This is a genomic window from Pseudomonas citri, assembly GCF_025336485.1.
GTDB lineage: Bacteria > Pseudomonadota > Gammaproteobacteria > Pseudomonadales > Pseudomonadaceae > Aquipseudomonas > Aquipseudomonas citri.
Genome location: NZ_JAODAB010000009.1, coordinates 1 through 17,974 on the forward strand (window position 1 = coordinate 1; position 17,974 = coordinate 17,974).

Genomic DNA, 17,974 nt, shown 5'->3' on the forward strand with positions numbered 1-17,974 from the left:
CTGATCAAGAGCAACAGCACCTCGAACAAGCTGCATAGTTTGATGGCTGACGCGACAACTACCTTGAAAAACGCCGGAGGGGGCCACGACCTTGGTGGCGGCAGCAAAGGCACTGGCAGCAAGATTGGCGATCGCGGTGCGTTGGGTATTGAGGGCATCGCCCTGTTGCCGGGTCAACGGCTTGGAGATACCGATCATCATCACACAAGGCAGGTTCTTGGCCTGCATCTTGTCGTACACCTCGACGACCTTGCTGTTGACCTCATAGTGGGCGCGTTTCGCCTCGCCAAAATGCAGCTCGCGCAGGCGTCCGCGTTCGCTGTCGGTGAGGGTGATCTGCGAGACGTTGAAGACGACCCCGTGATTGCCCATGTATTGGAAAGTCCCTTCGAACTTCATCGCTCATATCCCTTCGAGACAAAAGGGGGCGATTCTCTACAACGAGCGTGTTGGATTCAAATCATTTCAGCGTACTGGATAAAGGCAACCCACGTTAACCGCTCCCTCGCCACGGGAAGCTTGGTATCAGGAATGACGATCCAGCTTCTTGAGAAACACCGTCATTTCCTTTTCAGCCTGTTTGTCACCATGGGCGCGGGCGGCTTGCAGGCCTTGTTCCCAGGCCTGGCGCGCGGCTGGTAGGTCGCCCTGGCCCTGGTAGGCTTTGCCCAGCAGCTTCCAGGCGGCCGAGTACTTGGGGTCGAATTCGACGCAGTGTTGGAAGTGTTCGGCGGCGCGGGCGAATTCGCCGAGGTCGAGGTAGCCCTTGCCCAGGCCGAAGCGCAGCAGGGCGTTGTCCGTACCCTTGGCGAGCATTTTTTCCAGGGAATCCAGCATTTGAAAACTCCTGTATTGGGTTCCTGTGTCAGAAGAAGCTCAACCCCACATGGAACAACTTCTCGACATCGCGGATGTGCTTCTTGTCCACCAGGAACAGGATCACATGGTCGCCGGTCTGGACCGTGGTGTCGTCATGGGCGATCAGCACTTCTTCGTCGCGGATGATCGCGCCGATGGTGGTGCCTGGCGGCAGGCCGATGTCGCGGATGGCTTTGCCAATCACTTTGCTGGATTTGGCGTCGCCATGGGCGATCGCCTCGATGGCTTCGGCCGCGCCACGGCGCAGGGAGTGTACGCTGACGATGTCGCCGCGGCGCACGTGGGCGAGCAAGGTGCCGATGGTCGCCAGTTGCGGGCTGATGGCGATGTCGATGTCGCCGCCCTGGATCAGGTCGACGTAGGCCGGGTTGTTGATGATGGTCATGACCTTCTTCGCGCCCAGGCGCTTGGCCAGCAGCGAGGACATGATGTTGGCTTCGTCGTCGTTGGTCAGGGCCAGGAAGATGTCGGCGTCGGCGATGTTTTCTTCCAGCAGCAGGTCGCGGTCCGAGGCGCTGCCTTGCAGTACCACGGTGCTGTCGAGGTTGTCTGAAAGGTAGCGGCAGCGCGCCGGGCTCATTTCGATGATCTTGACCTGGTAGCGGCTTTCGATCGCTTCGGCCAGGCGCTCGCCGATCTGCCCGCCGCCGGCGATGACGATGCGCTTGTAGCTTTCGTCGAGGCGGCGCATTTCGCCCATCACCGCGCGAATGTTGGCCTTGGCGGCGATGAAGAACACCTCGTCGTCCGCCTCGATCACCGTGTCGCCCTGGGGCAGGATCGCGCGGTCACGGCGGAAGATCGCTGCGACGCGGGTTTCCACATTCGGCATGTGCTCGCGCAACTGGCGCAGTTGCTGGCCCACCAGCGGCCCGCCGTAGTAGGCCCTGACCGCCACCAGTTGCGCCTTGCCTTCGGCGAAGTCGATCACCTGCAAGGCGCCAGGGTGTTCGATCAGGCGCTTGATGTAGTTAGTCACCACTTGTTCGGGGCTGATCAGCACATCCACCGGGATCGCGTCGTTGTCGAACAGCCCGGCGCGGGTCAGGTAGGCCGCTTCGCGCACCCGGGCGATCTTGGTCGGGGTGTGGAACAGCGTGTGGGCCACCTGGCAGGCGACCATGTTGGTTTCATCGCTGTTGGTGACGGCCACCAGCATGTCGGCATCGTCGGCGCCGGCCTGGCGCAGCACCGTAGGAAAAGACCCGCGACCTTGTACGGTGCGGATGTCGAGGCGGTCACCCAAATCCCGCAGGCGTTCGCCGTCGGTGTCGACCACGGTGATGTCATTGGCTTCGCTCGCCAGGTGTTCCGCCAGCGTACCGCCCACCTGCCCTGCGCCGAGGATGATGATCTTCATCCGTTCACTCCTTTCGAATCGGTCTTAACCGCGTGCGGCGGCGATCTTGATCAACTTGGCGTAGTAGAAGCCGTCGTGACCGCCTTCCTGGGCCAGCAACTGGCGACCATGGGGCTGTTTCACGCCAGCCTGGGTGGCGATGTCCAGTTCCCGGGCGCCGGGGGTGCGGGCGAGAAAGGCCTCGATCACTTCGGTGTTTTCGGTCGGCAACGTCGAACAGGTGGCGTAGAGCAGGATCCCGCCCACATCCAGGGTCTGCCACATCGCGTCGAGCAGTTCGCCCTGCAACAGCGCCAGGGCGGCGATGTCGTCGGGCTGGCGGGTGAGCTTGATGTCCGGATGACGGCGGATCACGCCAGTGGCCGAACATGGAGCGTCGAGGAGGATGCGCTGGAACGGCTTGCCGTCCCACCAGGTCGCGGTGTCGCGGCCGTCGGCGGCGATCAGTTCGGCGTTCAGGCCCAGGCGCTGGAGGTTTTCCTGCACCCGCACCAGGCGCTTGGCTTCCAGATCCACCGCCACTACGCCGGCCAGCTTCGGCTCGGCTTCGAGGATGTGGCAGGTCTTGCCACCCGGTGCGCAGCAGGCGTCGAGCACCCGTTGGCCGGGCGCCAGTTCCAGCAGGTCGGCGGCCAGTTGCGCGGCTTCGTCCTGGACGCTGATCCAGCCCTCGGCAAAGCCCGGCAGCGTGCGTACATCGCCCGGCGTTTCCAGCAGGATGCCGTCGCGGCTGTATTCACACGGCCTGGCCGGAATACCGGCTTCGCCCAGCAGGGCCAGGTAGGCTTCGCGGCTATGGTGACGCCGGTTGACCCGCAGGATCATCGGCGGATGGGCATTGTTGGCCGCGCAGATGGCTTCCCATTGCTCGGGCCAGAAGGCTTTCAAGGATTTCTGCAACCAGCGCGGGTGGGCCGTGCGCACCACAGGGTCACGCTCCAGCTCGGCCAGCAGGCTTTCGCTTTCGCGCTGGGCGCGGCGCAGCACGGCGTTGAGCAGAGCCTTGGCCCAGGGCTTTTTCAGTTTGTCGGCGCAGCCCACGGTTTCACCGATGGCGGCATGGGCGGGCACGCGGGTGTAGAGCAGTTGGTACAGGCCCACTAGCAACAGTGCTTCGACGTCGGCATCGGCGGCCTTGAACGGTTTCTGCAACAGCTTGGCGGCCAGGGCCGACAGGCGCGGTTGCCAGCGGGCGGTGCCGAACGCCAGGTCCTGGGTGAAACCGCGGTCACGGTCTTCCACTTTGTCCATCTGCGTCGGCAGGGCACTGTTGAGGGAAGCTTTGCCGCTGAGTACGGCGGCGAGTGCCTTGGCGGCGGCCAGGCGCGGGTTCATGAGGCGTCCGCCGGTTGGCCGAGAAGCGTGCCGACGGCGAATTTCTCGCGACGGCTGTTGAACAGGTCGCTGAAGCCCAACGCCTTGCCTCCGGGCAATTGCAGACGGGTCAGGCACAGCGCTTGCTCACCGCAGGCGACGACCAGGCCGTCCTTGCTGGCACTGAGGATTTCACCCGGTGTGCCCTTGCCTTCAGCAAGGCTGGCGGCCAGCACTTTCAGGGCTTCGCCGTTCAGGGTGCTGTGGCAGATCGGCCATGGGTTGAAGGCACGCACCAGGCGCTCCAGCTCGACGGCCGGGCGACTCCAATCGAGGCGGGCCTCGTCCTTGTTCAGTTTATGGGCGTAGGTTGCCAGGCTGTCATCCTGCACTTCGCCTTCCAGCGTACCGGCGGCCAGCCCGGCAATGGCCTGGACCACGGCAGGCGGGCCGATCAGTGCGAGGCGGTCATGCAGGCTGCCGCCGGTGTCCTCGGCGCTGATGGGCGTGCTGACTTTGAGCAGCATCGGCCCGGTGTCGAGGCCGGCTTCCATGCGCATCACGGTGACGCCGCTCTCGGCGTCACCCGCTTCCACGGCGCGCTGGATCGGCGCCGCACCGCGCCAGCGTGGCAGCAGCGAGGCGTGGCTGTTGATGCAACCCAGACGCGGGATGTCCAGCACCACTTGGGGCAGGATCAGGCCGTAGGCCACCACCACCATCAAATCCGGTTTCAGCGCCGCCAGTTCGGCCTGGGCCTGCGCGTCGCGCAGGGTCGGCGGCTGCAACACCGGGAGGCCATTATCCAGAGCAAGTTGCTTGACCGGGCTGGGCATCAGTTTTTGCCCACGACCGGCCGGGCGATCCGGCTGGGTATAGACCGCGACGATTTCGTGAGGGCTGGCCAGCAGGGCCTTGAGGTGTTCGGCGGCAAATTCAGGGGTGCCGGCAAAGACGATGCGCAGGGGCTCAGTCATGGGAGGCTCTCAGTTACAAAGCAGTCGCAAAAAGAAAAAGGCTTGCCGTGGCAAGCCTTTGAAGAGGGGCATCAAGCATTCTGGCGATGAATCTTTTCCAGTTTTTTCTTGATCCGGTCACGCTTGAGGGTCGACAGGTAGTCGACGAACAACTTGCCGTTGAGGTGGTCGCATTCATGCTGGATGCACACGGCGAGCAAACCCTCGGCGATCAGTTCGTAGGGCTGGCCGTCACGGTCCAACGCCTTGATCTTGACCTTCTGCGGACGGTCGACGTTCTCGTAGAAGCCGGGTACCGAAAGGCAGCCTTCCTGGTATTGCTCCATCTCGTCGGTGAGGGTTTCGAACTCAGGGTTGATGAACACTCGCGGCTCGCTGCGGTCTTCGGAGAGGTCCATCACGACGATACGCTTGTGCACGTTGACCTGGGTCGCGGCGAGGCCGATACCCGGTGCTTCATACATTGTTTCAAACATGTCATCGACCAACTGACGCACTTCGTCGTCCACTACGGCCACCGGTTTGGCGATAGTGCGCAGGCGCGGGTCCGGAAATTCGAGGATGTTCAAAATGGCCATAAGCTTGATCAATGCACGTGTGGGCTGAAGTCGGTGGCTGGCCTGGCGTGTCTTGGGATGCAGGCTACCGTTGTAAAACGTCGCTCTTGAAGCTTAGTGCCTCACGGGGCGGGCCATGGGGGCTCTGGCGTTTTACGCGAACGCACATGATAAAGGGATTCACCGCATGAGGAAATCACTACTCGCCCTGCTGCTCCTGGCCTCGGCCGGTATCGCGCACGGGCAAGTGCAACTTCGGGAAGGTTTTCCCCAGCAGTACACGGTGGCGACGGGGGACACGCTGTGGGACATCGCCGGCAAATACCTGCGCGAGCCCTGGAAATGGCCCGAACTCTGGCACGCCAACCCGCAGATCCAGAACCCGGACCTGATCTATCCCGGCGACACCCTGTCGCTGGTCTACATCGACGGCCAGCCGCGCCTGACCCTCAACCGCGGCGCTTCACGCGGCACCATCAAGTTGTCACCCCGCATTCGCAGCTCACCGGTAGCGGACGCCATCCCGAGCATCCCGCTGCAAGCGATCAACAGCTTCCTGCTGAGCAACCGCATCGTCGACCGGGCCGAGGACTTCAACAAGGCGCCCTACATCGTCGCCGGCGATGCCGAACGGGTGCTCAGCGGTACGGGTGACCGGATCTTTGCCCGCGGCACATTCGACGCGAACCAATCGGCCTATGGCATCTTCCGCCAGGGCAAAATCTACACCGATCCCAAGACCCAGGAGTTCCTGGGCATCAACGCCGACGACATCGGCGGCGCGCAGGTGATTGCCAGCGAGGCCGACGTCACCACCCTCGCCCTGCAACGCACCACCCAGGAAGTGCGCCTCGGCGACCGGCTGTTCAGCGGTGAGGAACGCTCGATCAACTCGACCTTCATGCCCAGCGCGCCAACATCGGCGATCGACGGGCTGATCCTCGACGTGCCCCGGGGCGTGACCCAGATCGGCGCGCTGGACGTGGTCACCCTGAACAAGGGCCAGCGCGATGGGCTGACCGAAGGCAATGTGCTGGCGGTGATGAAGACCGGCGAAACCGTGCGCGACCGCATCACCGGTCAACCGGTGAAAATTCCCGACGAACGGGCCGGCCTGCTGATGGTGTTCCGCACCTACGACAAGCTCAGCTACGGCTTGGTGCTCTATGCCTCGCGCTCGTTGGCAGTGCTCGACAAGGTGCGCAATCCCTGACCCAAAAGGCGACGAACCTCACAAGTTACCAACAGAGTTATCCACAGCTTATTCCCCTGAGTAAGGGGCTTTATAACGATCAAGGATGATCCATGCCATTGCCTGAATCTGCTTCGGTTTCCCCAGCGGAGCTGGAAGCTCGTCTGCGCCTGCACCGTTTGCCGGAGCTGGGCCCCAAACGTTTCATGACCCTGATGAGCGCCTTTGGCTCGGCGTCGAAAGCCATCAGCGCACCGGCCAGCGCATGGCGAGCGCTGGGCTTGCCAGCCACCTGTGCCGAGGCTCGGCGCAACCCGGATGTACGTGACGGCGCCGTCCATGCCATGGCCTGGCTCAAGGCTCCGGCCCAGCATTTACTGATGTGGGACCAACCTGACTACCCGGCCTTGCTGGCGCAGATCAGCGATGCACCACCGCTGCTGTTCGTTGCCGGCGACGCCGGGATCCTGGAAAAACCGCAGTTGGCGATGGTCGGCAGTCGTCGTGCATCGCGACCAGGCATGGACACGGCGGCGGCGTTTTCCCGGAGCCTGGCCGGCGCCGGTTTCGTCATCACCAGCGGCCTGGCCCTGGGCATCGATGCTGCCGCGCATCAAGCCGCGCTGGATGTCGGCGGGCAGACCATCGGGGTATTGGGCACCGGGTTGGAAAAATTTTATCCACAGCGCAATCGTCGACTGGCCGACGCGATGATTGCCCAAGGCAGCGCCGTGGTTTCGGAGTTTCCGTTGGACACGCCGCCCCACGCCAGCAACTTTCCGCGCCGCAATCGGATCATCAGCGGGTTGTCCCTGGGCGTGCTGGTGGTCGAGGCCAGTGTGGCCAGCGGTTCGCTGATCACCGCACGGCTCGCGGCGGAACAGGGTCGCGAGGTGTACGCCATTCCCGGCTCGATCCATCATCCGGGGGCCCGCGGTTGTCATCAGTTGATCCGCGACGGCGCGGCGCTGGTGGAAACCGTCGAGCACATCCTCGAGGCGTTGCGCGGCTGGCAGCGGTTGCCGTTGGCTTCAGAACCGGTGCCTGCGACCCATCCGCTGCTGCGCCTGCTCCATGCCGCGCCGTTGAGCAGCGAAGCGTTGGCCGAGGCCAGTGGCTGGGGCTTGTCCAAAGTGCTGGCGGCGCTGACCGAGCTGGAAATGGAGGGACGGGCCACGTGTGACAATGGCCGCTGGTTTGCGCGTTAGGTTTGTACGCTAGGTTTTATAAGTAAGATCGGTAAACTGCGCACAGCCTTATTTGCGTTGCGGAGAATCCTTCATGGTCAATAGTTGGCGTGTGCAACAAGCCGCGCGAGAAATTCGCGCCGGGGCGGTGATTGCCTATCCAACCGAAGCGGTCTGGGGCCTGGGCTGCGATCCGTGGAACGAAGAAGCGGTGGAACGCTTGCTGGCGATCAAGTCGCGACTGCCTGACAAAGGGCTGATCCTGGTGGCCGATAACATTCACCAGTTCGATTTTCTCTTCGAGGATTTCCCCCAGATGTGGATGGACCGCATGGCCAGTACCTGGCCGGGGCCCAATACCTGGCTGGTGCCGCACCAGAACCTGTTGCCGGAATGGATCACCGGAGTGCATGACACCGTCGCACTGCGGGTCAGCGACCACCCTACCGTACGTGACCTGTGCTCATTGGTCGGACCGCTGGTGTCGACCTCGGCCAACCCCCAGGGCCGCCCGGCGGCACGCACGCGGATTCGCGTCGAGCAGTATTTTCGCGGGCAGATCGACCTGGTGCTGGGCGGCAACCTGGGCGGGCGCAAGAACCCCAGCGTGATCCGCGACCTGGCGACCGGGAAAGTGGTTCGGCCGGACTGATACCGCGTCATCGTTCATCGCGGGCAAGCCTTGCTCCCACAGACCAAGCTCTATGGAAGAAAATCTTGCTCTCACAGGCCAAGTTCTGTGGAAGGAAACCTTGCTCTCACAAATTGGATTCTGTGGGAGCAAGGCTTGCCCGCGATGAGGCCCTCACAAATATCCTGTCATTCAAGGCAGAAGAATGGTCGACCCCGTCGTCCGCCGCGCCGACAGTTCGGCCTGGGCCTTGGCCGCGTCAGCCAGTGGATAACGCTGGTTGATGTCCACCGAAAGCTTGCCGCTGCTGATCATCCCGAACAGTTCATCGGCCATGCGCTGCAGGTTTTCGGCGTTGTTGGCGTAGGTCGCCAGGGTCGGGCGGGTGACATACAGCGAACCCTTGGCCGATAGAATCCCAAGGTTCACGCCGTCGACTGCGCCGGACGCATTGCCGAAACTCACCACCAGACCCCGGGGGGCGACGCAATCCAGGGACGTCAGCCAAGTGTCCTTGCCGACCCCGTCGTAGACCACGGGCACTTTTTTGCCGTCAGTCAGTTCCAGCACGCGCTGTACGACGTTTTCCTTGCTGTAGTCGATGGTTGCCCAGGCGCCGTGGGATTGGGCGATGGCGGCTTTTTCCGGCGAGCTGACAGTACCGATCAGCTTCACGCCCAGGGCCTTGGCCCACTGGCAGGCCAACGAACCCACGCCACCGGCGGCAGCATGGAACAAGATGGTTTCGCCACCCTTGAGCTCATAGGTCTGGCGCAACAGGTACTGCACGGTCAGGCCCTTGAGCATCACCCCGGCCGCCTGTTCGAAACTGATGGAGTCGGGCAGGTGCACCAGGTTGGCCTCGGGCAGCACATGCACGTCGCTGTAGGCGCCCAGTGGCCCGCTGCCATAAGCCACGCGGTCGCCCACCTTGAACCGCGTGACGCCGCTGCCGACCGCCTCGACCACCCCCGCCCCCTCGGCGCCCAGGCCTGACGGCAAGGCTGGTGGCGGATAAAGACCGCTGCGGTAATAGGTGTCGATGAAATTCAGGCCGATCGCCCGGTTGCTGACGCGCACCTGCTGCGGGCCCGGCTCGGCGGGCTGGTAGTCCACGTACTCAAGTACTTCGGGACCGCCGTGGAAACTGAACTGGATACGTTTGGCCATCTTCACTCTCTCCATGTCACAGGACTTTTTACCAGGCCTGCCATCGGACTCCTAAGCTTGACCTTCGTCAACTGTGGCGTGGACAAGTGCGGTGGTATCCTGTGCGCCCATTTGCCACCGGCCCGCTGTACGCCGCGCAGCGAAGCCCTGATCAAGGTGATGTCATGACCACTCGCACCGAGGCCGTGAAAGCCTACCTGCTCGACCTGCAAGACCGCATCTGCGCCGCCCTGGAAGCCGAGGACGGCGGCACGCGCTTCGTTGAAGACGCCTGGACCCGGCCTGCCGGTGGTGGCGGTCGCACGCGGGTGATCGAAAACGGCACGGTGATCGAAAAGGGCGGCGTGAATTTTTCCCACGTCTTCGGCAGCGGCCTGCCACCGTCGGCCAGTGCCCATCGGCCGGAACTGGCCGGGCGCGGCTTCGAAGCCCTCGGCGTGTCGCTGGTGATCCACCCGCATAACCCCCACGTGCCGACTTCCCACGCCAACGTGCGATTTTTCATCGCCGAAAAGGAAGGCGAAGAGCCGGTCTGGTGGTTCGGCGGCGGTTTCGACCTGACGCCTTACTACGGCGTGGAGGAAGACTGCGTGCATTGGCACCGCATCGCCGAGCAGGCCTGCGCGCCGTTCGGGCCGGACGTCTACCCGCGCTACAAAGCCTGGTGCGACAGCTATTTCCACCTCAAGCATCGCAACGAGCCCCGGGGGATCGGCGGCCTGTTCTTCGACGACCTGAACGAGTGGGGTTTCGACACCTGCTTTGCCTTCATCCGCGCCATCGGCGATGCCTACATCGACGCCTACCTGCCCATCGTGCGTCGCCGCAAACAGGATCCGTTCACCGCCAAGCAGCGCGAATTCCAGGAATTCCGCCGCGGCCGCTACGTGGAGTTCAACCTGGTCTACGACCGTGGCACGCTGTTCGGGCTGCAATCGGGCGGGCGCACCGAATCGATCCTGATGTCGCTGCCGCCGCAAGTGCGCTGGGGCTACGACTGGAAAGCCGAACCGGGCAGCGAAGAAGCACGGTTGACCGAGTACTTCCTGCAGGATCGCGATTGGCTGGCGACGGCTTGAACGAGGGGATGTCCATGGATCGCTACGTTGTAATGGGTAACCCGATCGGCCACAGCAAGTCGCCGCTGATCCACCGCCTGTTCGCCGAACAGACCGGACAGCGACTGGACTACACCACCTTGCTCGCGCCGCTGGAGGATTTTGCCGGTTGCGCGCGGGAATTTTTCCGTGAGGGGCGTGGGGCGAATGTCACCGTGCCGTTCAAGGAAGATGCCTTCCGGCTCGCCGACCAGTTGACCGAACGGGCGCAGCGGGCCGGGGCGGTCAACACGCTGAGCAAACTGGCTGACGGCCGTCTGTTGGGCGATAACACCGACGGCGCCGGGTTGGTACGGGACCTGACCGTCAACGCCGGCTTGAGCCTCAAGGGCAAGCGCATCCTGCTGCTGGGGGCTGGCGGCGCGGTGCGCGGCGCCCTGGAACCGTTGCTGGCCGAGGCGCCGGCTTCGGTGATCATCGCCAACCGCACGGTGGAAAAGGCCGAATTGCTGGCCGAGTTGTTCGCCGATCTGGGCCCGGTCTCGGCCAGTGGTTTTGACTGGCTGCAAGAGCCGGTGGACCTGATCATCAACGCCACTTCCGCAAGCCTGTCAGGCGATGTACCGCCGATTGCCGGAAGTTTGATTGAGCCTGGCAAGACGTTTTGCTACGACATGATGTATGGCAAGGAGCCGACGTCCTTTTGCCGCTGGGCCAAGGAACACGGCGCGGCCGTGGCGATGGATGGCCTGGGCATGTTGGCCGAACAGGCTGGCGAGGCGTTCTACCTGTGGCGCGGGGTACGCCCGGACACCGCGCCGGTACTGGCTGAGCTTCGTAGACAGCTAGCGCTATAAACCGTGGCGAGGGAGCTTGCTCCCGCTGGAGGGCGAAGCCCTCCCTAAACTTTTGGGGCCGCTGCGCAGCCCAGCGGGAGCAAGCTCCCTCGCCACAGCAAGCTCCTTCGCCACAGGGTTGTCTCAAGTCTTGAGAATGTTCAATCCTCAAAAAGGATCGGGCAGTGCTGCTCGCCCTCAAGCTTCAATAACTCCTCCACCACCTGCGGCCGGGCCTTGCGCAAGGTCAGGCTGCGGCCGTGGCTGCGCAGGCGCCGGGCTTCCTGATGGAGCATTTCCACCCCGGAATAATCGATGAAGTTGATCTGCTGGGCTTCGATCACCACCCGTTGCGCTTGCAACCGTTGCAGGCGCACTTGCAGGTAATGGCTGGCGCCAAAGAAGATCGAGCCGCCCACTCGCAGGATCTCTGCCTCGCCTTCGCGAAAATGCTGCACCCGCGGTTGCGAGGTGCGCTTGAGGTAAAAGAACAGCGACGCCAGCACGCCGGCATAGATGGCGGTTTGCAGCTCCAACAGCAGCGTGGCCAGGCAAGTCAGGCCCATGACCATGAACTCGGCATGGCTCACGCGGTACAACGCCCGCAAGGCACGGTGGTCGACCAGGCCCCAGGCGATCAACAGAATGCTGCCAGCCATGGCCGGAATCGGGATGTGGGCGATCAGTTTCGCCCCGGCGAGCGCAAACAAGGCCACCCACAGCGCCGAGAAAATGCCGGCCAGCGGTGAACAGGCGCCAGCTTCATAGCTGAGGCCGGAGCGGGTGAAGGAACCGGCCGACAACGATCCGGAGAAGAATCCGCCAATGACGTTGGAAAGCCCCTGTGCCCGGACCTCCTGGTTCGCGTCGAGCAACTGCCCGGAACGTACCGACAATGAGCGCGCGATGGACAGGCTGGTGACCAACCCGAGCATGCCCACTGCGACGGCGCCGGGCAGCAGGCGCAGGATCAATTCAAGATCCAACGGCAGCGACGCGAGCGGCGGCAGACGCCCGGCGAAGGCGCTGACCAACGCCACATGCCCGAACATCGCCGGCCACAACCAGACCACCAGGCTGCTGATGACGAGCGCCATCAACAGACTCGGCCAGCGCGGCAGCAAGCGCTTGAAGACGATCCCCAGCACCAGGGTGCCCAGGCCCAACAGCAACGAAGGTTTATCCACAGCCCCGAGGTGACTGACCAGCAGCGCCAGCCCTTTCAACGCCGTGGCTTCGTTCGCCAGGTCGAGCCCCAGCAGGTTCGGCAGTTGCCCCAGCGCGATGACCACCGCCGCCCCCAGGGTGAAACCAAGCACCACCGAGTGCGAGACGAAGTTCACCAGCGCCCCGAACCGCAACAACCCCAACAACCACTGGAAAATGCCCGCCAGCACTGTCAGTAACAGGATCAGGGTGACGTAGTCCTGGGTCGCGGGCACCGCCAGCGGGCTGACACTGGCATACAGGACGATGGAGATCGCTGCCGTGGGCCCGCAGATCAGGTGCCAGGACGAACCCCACAGACAAGCGATCAATACCGGCACGATCGCTGCGTACAAGCCGTACTCGGGAGGTAAACCGGCAATCAGCGCGTAGGCAATGGACTGCGGCAACGCGAGAATCGCGCCGCTCAGGCCGACGATGAGATCACGCCCGACACTGGCGCGGGTCTGCCGGGGCAGCCAGCTCAGGAACGGGAAAAGTGAACGGACGGTGGGGATTGCCATGGGGCCTCAAGGGTGGGGTTTGGCGAAAGAGTAACAGGTGCTCTCTGGGACAAGGGCTTACCGTGGCGAGGGAGCTTGCTCCCGCTGGAGGGCAAAGCCCTCCCAAACCTGTGCCCGCCGATCCCTGGGTTGGGGCCTGCTATGCCCGAACGCGGACCGGCCCAGCGGGAGCAAGCTCCCTCGCCACAACAAGCTCCCCCCACAGCGAGTTATCCACAGCCTTACAGTTTGGCCTTCACCGCCGCCAACGCATCCTGGCCATCGACCGTTTTCACGCCCTCCAGCCATTTGTCCAGCACGGCCGGGTTGGCCTTGATCCAGGCCTTGGCCGCGTCGGCGTTGCTGACCTTGTTGTTCACCACGTTCGCCATGATGCTGTTTTCCATGTCCTGGGTGAAACTCAGGTTGGTCAAGAACTTGCCCACGTTCGGGCAGGCCTGTGCATAACCTTTGCGCGTCAGGGTATGGACGCTGCCGGTGTCGCCGAAGTACTTCTCCCCGCCCTTGAGGTAGTGCATTTTCAGCTGCACGTTCATCGGGTGTGGCGTCCAGCCGAGGAAGGTCACGAACTTCTGCTTTTTCACGGCCCGGGAGACTTCCGCCAACATCGCCTGTTCGCTGGATTCCACCAGTTTCCACTCGCCCATGTTGAAGTCATTCTTGCTGATGATTTCTTTCAGGGAGAGGTTGGCCGGGGCGCCGGAGCCGATGCCATAGATCTTCTTGTCGAACTTGTCGGCGAATTTGTTCAGGTCCGCGAAGTTATGCACACCCGCGTCCCAGACGTAGTCCGGGACGGCCAGGGTGAACTCGGTGCCATCGAGGTTCTTGGCCAGTTGCGTGACGTCGCCGCTGGCCACGAACTTGTCATAGAACCCCTGCTGCGCCGGCATCCAGTTACCCAGGAACACATCGACCTGGCCATCCTTGAGGCCACCAAAGGTAATCGGCACCGCGAGGGTATCGACCTTGGCCTTGTAGCCCATGCCTTCGAGCACGAAGGTGGTGATGGCGTTCGTCGCCGCAATGTCGCTCCAGCCCGGGTCGGCCATCTTCACGGTTTCGCAACTCTGCTCGGCCCAGGCCGAGACACTGCTCAACGCCAACAGCCCAGCGGTCAGTACTGTGGATAACTTTTGCATGTGCGTCCCCTTACGTTTATTTAATTTTGGCAGGGTTGTGGATAACGAGCCTTGCGCTCCAGATCATCCAGATCGATGTGGTTGCGCATGTATTGCTGACTGGCATCCACCCACGGCTGGTGATCCCAGCTCTTGAGTTTGCCCAGGGTCAGCGCCTGGGCCACGAAACGCCGCCGTCGCTGGCTGGCGAGTACTTGTCGGTGAAGCGTGGGGATGTCCCACTTGGTGCGTGCTTCAGCGAGAAAATCGGCGAAGAGCTGCTGATGTTCGGGGGATTTGCTGAGATCCTTCGCTTCCGTCGGGTCGTTTCGCACGTCGAAGAGCAAGCACGGGTCGTCTTCGCTGTAGATGAATTTCCATGGACCGCGCCGGATCATCATCAACGGGCTGATGGTGCCTTCGGCCATGTATTCGCCAAAGACCTCGTCATGCCCGCCCTGCCCTTGCAGGTGCGGCACCAGCGAGCGGCCATCCAGCGGCAGCCCCGGCTCCAGCGTACCGCCAGCCAGTTCCACCAGGGTCGGCAACAGGTCGGCGGTGGACACCGAGGCGCTGACCCGAGCGCTGGCGAACTGGCCCGGCGCGCTGATCAGCAGTGGGACACGCGCGGCCATTTCGAACCAGTGCATTTTGTACCAGAGCCCTTTTTCGCCGAGCATGTCCCCATGATCGCCGGAGAAGACGATGATGGTGTCGTCCATCAAGCCGGTGTCTTCCAGGGTTTGCAGCAGCTTGCCAACGTTGCTGTCGATGTAGCTGCACGCGCCGAAGTAGGCCCGGCGAGCGTCGCGAATCTTATCCACAGGCAGCGGCTTGTCCCACAGGTCATACACCTTCAGCAGGCGTTGGGAATGCGGATCGAGCTGCGTTTGCGCCGGGGTGTGCGGCAACGGGATGTCATCGTCGTCGTACAGGTCCCAGAAGGCCTTGGGGATGGTGTACGGGTCGTGAGGGTGAGTCATGGACACGGTCAGGCAAAACGGCTGGTCGCCGTCTTCGCGAATATGGTCGAACAGGTACTGCTGGGCCTTGAACACCACCTCCTCGTCAAAATCCAGCTGGTTGGTGCGCACGCAAGGGCCAGCCTGCAAGACCGACGACATGTTGTGATACCAGCTGGGTCGCACGTCCGGTTCATCCCAGTTCACCGCCCAGCCGTAGTCGGCCGGGTAAATGTCGCTGGTCAGGCGTTCTTCGTAGCCGTGCAGCTGGTCCGGCCCGCAAAAATGCATCTTGCCGGACAACGCCGTGCGGTAACCGAGGCGACGCAGGTAGTGGGCATAGGTCGGAACGTCCGCAGGGAAATCCGCGGCGTTATCGTAGGCGCCGATCTTGCTGGGCAACTGGCCGCTCACCAGGGTAAAGCGTGACGGTGCGCACAACGGGCTGTTGCAATACGCCGAGTCGAACACCACGCCCTCGGCGGCCAGGCGCGAGAGATTGGGCAGCTTGATCGGCGAAGGACCGTAGATCGGCAACATTGGCGCGGCCATTTGATCGGCCATGATGAAAAGAATGTTCTTGCGCTTCATGTATTCGCGGCATTCCATAGTGGGCAGTTATGCGAGATTGCTGCAATCGAGCATGTGGCCCCCAGATGTTGGGGTAAAGCCCACGCAGGATAATGACTAGGATAAGCACAGCTTATGTATGACGCCCTGGGTGACCTGTCCCTGGACCTGTTCCGCGCCTTCGAGGCCGCTGCGCGCCATCGAAGCTTCACGGCGGCGGCGATTGAACTGGGTACTACGCAACCGGCCATTAGCCAGCAAATCAAGCGCTTGGAAGAACAGCTGGGCACGCGGCTGTTCGATCGCATCTACCGTGGCATCGAACTGACCGAAGCGGGCACCATCCTGTTCGAGCAAGTACAGGCCGGTTTGCAGAGTATCGACGCAGGACTCAGCGCGATCACCGCGCAGCATCAGCATGAGGTGCTGCAAGTCGCCACCGATTTCGCCTTCGCCGCCTACTGGCTGATGCCGCGCCTGCACCGCTTTCACGCCGCCAACCCGCAAATAGACGTGAGCCTGGTGACCGGCGAGCGCAACCACGCGATGCTCCGCACCGATATCGACGTAGCCGTGCTGTTCGGCGATGGTCGCTTCAAACAGGGCGAAAGTCAGTGGTTGTTCAGCGAAGAGGTCTTTCCGGTGTGCAGCCCCTTGTTGCTCAAGGAACTCTCGCTGCCCCTGCCCGCGCAGATGTTGTCCGAACTGCCGTTGCTGCATCTGCGCGCGGAAAACAGCAGCAGTTGGTTCGACTGGAGCGGCGTATTCCGTGAGCTGGGCATCACCTCGCCGCCGGCCCCCGGGCAATTGCGTTTCGACAACTACACCTTGCTCATCCAAGCGGCGATTGGCGGCCAGGGTGTCGCCATCGGCTGGCGCCACCTTGTGGATAACTTATTGGCGCAGGGGCTGCTGTGCCGCCCCATTGAGGAAACGGTGCTGTCGCGGCTGGGTTATTACGTGGTCCTGCCCCAACGCAAACGGCGCGGGGCGTTGATCCGGCAATTCGTCGACTGGCTGATGGAAGAACAAGCCAATAGCGCCGAAACCCTCACCGGCCTGCCGCTGCCATCGATTGCCGTCTGAACGTGGCGAGGGCCTTTACGTGGCAGGCACGAAACTGACGTGCTGCCCGACATGCAGGTTCAAGCGCAGCTCATCGGCGATGCCGATCGCCACTCGGTTGAGCCGCGCCAGGGATTCGGCCAGGCCCGGCTCCAGGCTCGTGCTGACCTGGCTGAAATGCTCGATGCCCAAGCCTGGCACGGCGTAGGGCGTATTGACCAAGGTCCATCGCAACGTACTGTGCTGCAAGGCATCGAGCACTTCTTCGGCGGCGTGGCGTTGCAGATCATCGTCCGCCGGTTCCTCGTCGAGCACGGCAAATTCGCCTACCAGGAACAGACGCGAGACCTTCACCGCCTCCATCCCGGCAATCAGCGCGTCGACCGCCAATACTTGCTCCACCGGCCCCGGAATCAAGGTGCGCTCCACTTGTTCGCTACTGATCGGCAACCCCGGTGCATTCAGCAGGCACACCACGGCGCTGGCCCCGGCAACGCTTTGCTTGACCCGCTCCGGGTCGAACAGGTCACCGGTCTTGGTGCGCAGGCCCGGGCGCGGTGCCAGCGCGGTGAGGTCATCGAGAACGGCGATGACTTCATGCTGGCGCCGCAACATTTCAGCCATCAACGCACCACCGAGGCTGCTCATGGCACCATAGAGCACCACTTTGATGGCCGGGGTTTCGGCATTTTTCATGGCTGTGTTTCCTTTCTTTGCGCGTGTAAAACTCTGACCCGCAGGAAACGAAGAGGGTTCGGCCGCTTTGACAAGGAGTGACAAATGCAACGAATCAAGGGCTATCACGCCCACGTGTATTTCGACGCCAGCACCATCGACCAGGCGCGGGCACTGTGCGAGGAAGCGTCGCGACTGTTTCCGGTGAAAATGGGCCGTGTCCACGAGCGCCCGGTCGGCCCTCACCCGGACTGGAGCTGTCAGTTGTCGTTCGATCCGCAGTACATCGGTGTGGTCCTGCCGTGGCTGGCGCTCTATCGCAAAGGCCTGGTGGTCTTCCTGCACCCGAACACCGGCGATGAGCTGGCCGATCACACTGACCATGCAATTTGGATGGGGGCTGTGCGGCCGTTGGATCTGTCAGCCTTATGAAGCAAAAGCTCGTTTGGCCGGTCATCAACCATTGCAACAGCGAAAGCTGGCTGAAAGCTTGCCCGATTAGGATCGCCCCACTACCGGCAAAAGACCGGTGGCCAGAAAACGGATTTCTACTCGTTTGGCCTTTTTAACAACAACAATGGTGACCCTGATGTCCGCTCCAACCTGTCCCGTCGCGTCAACTCCATCCGTCCGTCCCGAGCCCCGCATCCTGCGCTGACCCTTTCGGTTCGCCCTTGCCCGCCGCGCCAC

18 protein-coding genes are annotated in these 17,974 nt (G+C 62.7%); 7 read left to right on the forward strand and 11 right to left on the reverse strand.

Annotation, left to right across the window (positions count from 1 at the left end; translation table 11 throughout):
- From N4Q37_RS12400 to def, 6 genes are all read right to left on the reverse strand, one after another.
- On the reverse strand, nucleotides 1-399 hold a 399-nt coding region (locus N4Q37_RS12400), incomplete at its 3' end, for a hypothetical protein (protein ID WP_260958294.1).
- Nucleotides 400-525: 126 nt separating this feature from the next.
- The gene (locus tag N4Q37_RS12405) at nucleotides 526-837 is read right to left on the reverse strand and encodes a tetratricopeptide repeat protein (protein ID WP_260958295.1); all 312 of its coding nucleotides are present in this window, start codon (nucleotides 835-837) and stop codon (nucleotides 526-528) included.
- Nucleotides 838-865: 28 nt separating this feature from the next.
- A complete protein-coding gene (trkA, locus tag N4Q37_RS12410; protein WP_260958296.1) occupies nucleotides 866-2,239 on the reverse strand; it encodes a Trk system potassium transporter TrkA in 1,374 nt (457 codons plus the stop codon).
- A 24-nt stretch (nucleotides 2,240-2,263) separates the two neighbouring features.
- Complete coding sequence (gene rsmB, locus N4Q37_RS12415) at nucleotides 2,264-3,574, reverse strand: 16S rRNA (cytosine(967)-C(5))-methyltransferase RsmB (protein WP_260958297.1); 1,311 nt, start codon at nucleotides 3,572-3,574, stop codon at nucleotides 2,264-2,266.
- Nucleotides 3,571-4,530 (reverse strand): methionyl-tRNA formyltransferase, encoded by a 960-nt coding sequence (fmt, locus tag N4Q37_RS12420; RefSeq protein WP_260958298.1) that lies wholly within the window; start codon nucleotides 4,528-4,530, stop codon nucleotides 3,571-3,573. The genes rsmB and fmt overlap by 4 nt, the downstream gene beginning before the upstream one ends.
- A 71-nt stretch (nucleotides 4,531-4,601) precedes the next feature.
- Entirely contained in the window at nucleotides 4,602-5,108 is a 507-nt protein-coding gene (def, locus tag N4Q37_RS12425; RefSeq protein ID WP_144931056.1) for a peptide deformylase, read from the reverse strand.
- A gap of 166 nt (nucleotides 5,109-5,274) precedes the next feature.
- Here def and N4Q37_RS12430 point away from each other — a divergent pair, with 166 nt between their 5' ends.
- The 3 genes from N4Q37_RS12430 (at nucleotide 5,275) to N4Q37_RS12440 (ending at nucleotide 8,118) form a co-directional block, all read left to right on the forward strand.
- Nucleotides 5,275-6,300, forward strand: coding sequence for a LysM peptidoglycan-binding domain-containing protein (locus N4Q37_RS12430; RefSeq protein ID WP_260958299.1), 1,026 nt, complete (start codon nucleotides 5,275-5,277; stop codon nucleotides 6,298-6,300).
- Nucleotides 6,301-6,392: 92 nt separating this feature from the next.
- Complete coding sequence (gene dprA / locus N4Q37_RS12435) at nucleotides 6,393-7,487, forward strand: DNA-processing protein DprA (RefSeq protein WP_260958300.1); 1,095 nt, start codon at nucleotides 6,393-6,395, stop codon at nucleotides 7,485-7,487.
- A 73-nt stretch (nucleotides 7,488-7,560) separates the two neighbouring features.
- Nucleotides 7,561-8,118, forward strand: coding sequence for an L-threonylcarbamoyladenylate synthase (locus N4Q37_RS12440; protein ID WP_260958301.1), 558 nt, complete (start codon nucleotides 7,561-7,563; stop codon nucleotides 8,116-8,118).
- A gap of 171 nt (nucleotides 8,119-8,289) precedes the next feature.
- On the opposite strand, the gene N4Q37_RS12445 is transcribed toward N4Q37_RS12440, so the two are convergent.
- The gene (locus tag N4Q37_RS12445; protein ID WP_260958302.1) at nucleotides 8,290-9,267 is read right to left on the reverse strand and encodes an NADPH:quinone reductase; all 978 of its coding nucleotides are present in this window, start codon (nucleotides 9,265-9,267) and stop codon (nucleotides 8,290-8,292) included.
- Between the two features lie 164 nt (nucleotides 9,268-9,431).
- Here N4Q37_RS12445 and hemF point away from each other — a divergent pair, with 164 nt between their 5' ends.
- A complete protein-coding gene (hemF, locus tag N4Q37_RS12450; RefSeq protein ID WP_260958303.1) occupies nucleotides 9,432-10,346 on the forward strand; it encodes an oxygen-dependent coproporphyrinogen oxidase in 915 nt (304 codons plus the stop codon).
- Nucleotides 10,347-10,360: 14 nt separating this feature from the next.
- The gene (aroE, locus tag N4Q37_RS12455) at nucleotides 10,361-11,182 is read left to right on the forward strand and encodes a shikimate dehydrogenase (RefSeq protein WP_260958304.1); all 822 of its coding nucleotides are present in this window, start codon (nucleotides 10,361-10,363) and stop codon (nucleotides 11,180-11,182) included.
- Nucleotides 11,183-11,322: 140 nt separating this feature from the next.
- Here the strand turns inward: aroE and N4Q37_RS12460 are convergent, their stop codons facing one another.
- From N4Q37_RS12460 to betC, 3 genes are all read right to left on the reverse strand, one after another.
- A complete protein-coding gene (locus tag N4Q37_RS12460) occupies nucleotides 11,323-12,891 on the reverse strand; it encodes a SulP family inorganic anion transporter (protein WP_260958305.1) in 1,569 nt (522 codons plus the stop codon).
- 221 nt (nucleotides 12,892-13,112) lie between these two features.
- Complete coding sequence (gene choX / locus N4Q37_RS12465) at nucleotides 13,113-14,033, reverse strand: choline ABC transporter substrate-binding protein (RefSeq protein ID WP_260958306.1); 921 nt, start codon at nucleotides 14,031-14,033, stop codon at nucleotides 13,113-13,115.
- Nucleotides 14,034-14,053: 20 nt separating this feature from the next.
- Nucleotides 14,054-15,565, reverse strand: coding sequence for a choline-sulfatase (gene betC / locus N4Q37_RS12470; RefSeq protein WP_260958307.1), 1,512 nt, complete (start codon nucleotides 15,563-15,565; stop codon nucleotides 14,054-14,056).
- A gap of 114 nt (nucleotides 15,566-15,679) precedes the next feature.
- Here betC and N4Q37_RS12475 point away from each other — a divergent pair, with 114 nt between their 5' ends.
- The gene (locus N4Q37_RS12475) at nucleotides 15,680-16,630 is read left to right on the forward strand and encodes a choline sulfate utilization transcriptional regulator (protein ID WP_260958308.1); all 951 of its coding nucleotides are present in this window, start codon (nucleotides 15,680-15,682) and stop codon (nucleotides 16,628-16,630) included.
- Nucleotides 16,631-16,645: 15 nt separating this feature from the next.
- Here the strand turns inward: N4Q37_RS12475 and N4Q37_RS12480 are convergent, their stop codons facing one another.
- Nucleotides 16,646-17,305, reverse strand: a complete 660-nt coding sequence (locus tag N4Q37_RS12480) for an NAD(P)-dependent oxidoreductase (RefSeq protein ID WP_260958309.1) — start codon at nucleotides 17,303-17,305, stop codon at nucleotides 16,646-16,648.
- Nucleotides 17,306-17,389: 84 nt separating this feature from the next.
- Between N4Q37_RS12480 and N4Q37_RS12485 the strand changes: the two genes are divergently transcribed.
- Entirely contained in the window at nucleotides 17,390-17,716 is a 327-nt protein-coding gene (locus tag N4Q37_RS12485; RefSeq protein ID WP_260958310.1) for a DOPA 4,5-dioxygenase family protein, read from the forward strand.
- Nucleotides 17,717-17,974 lie beyond the last annotated feature (258 nt).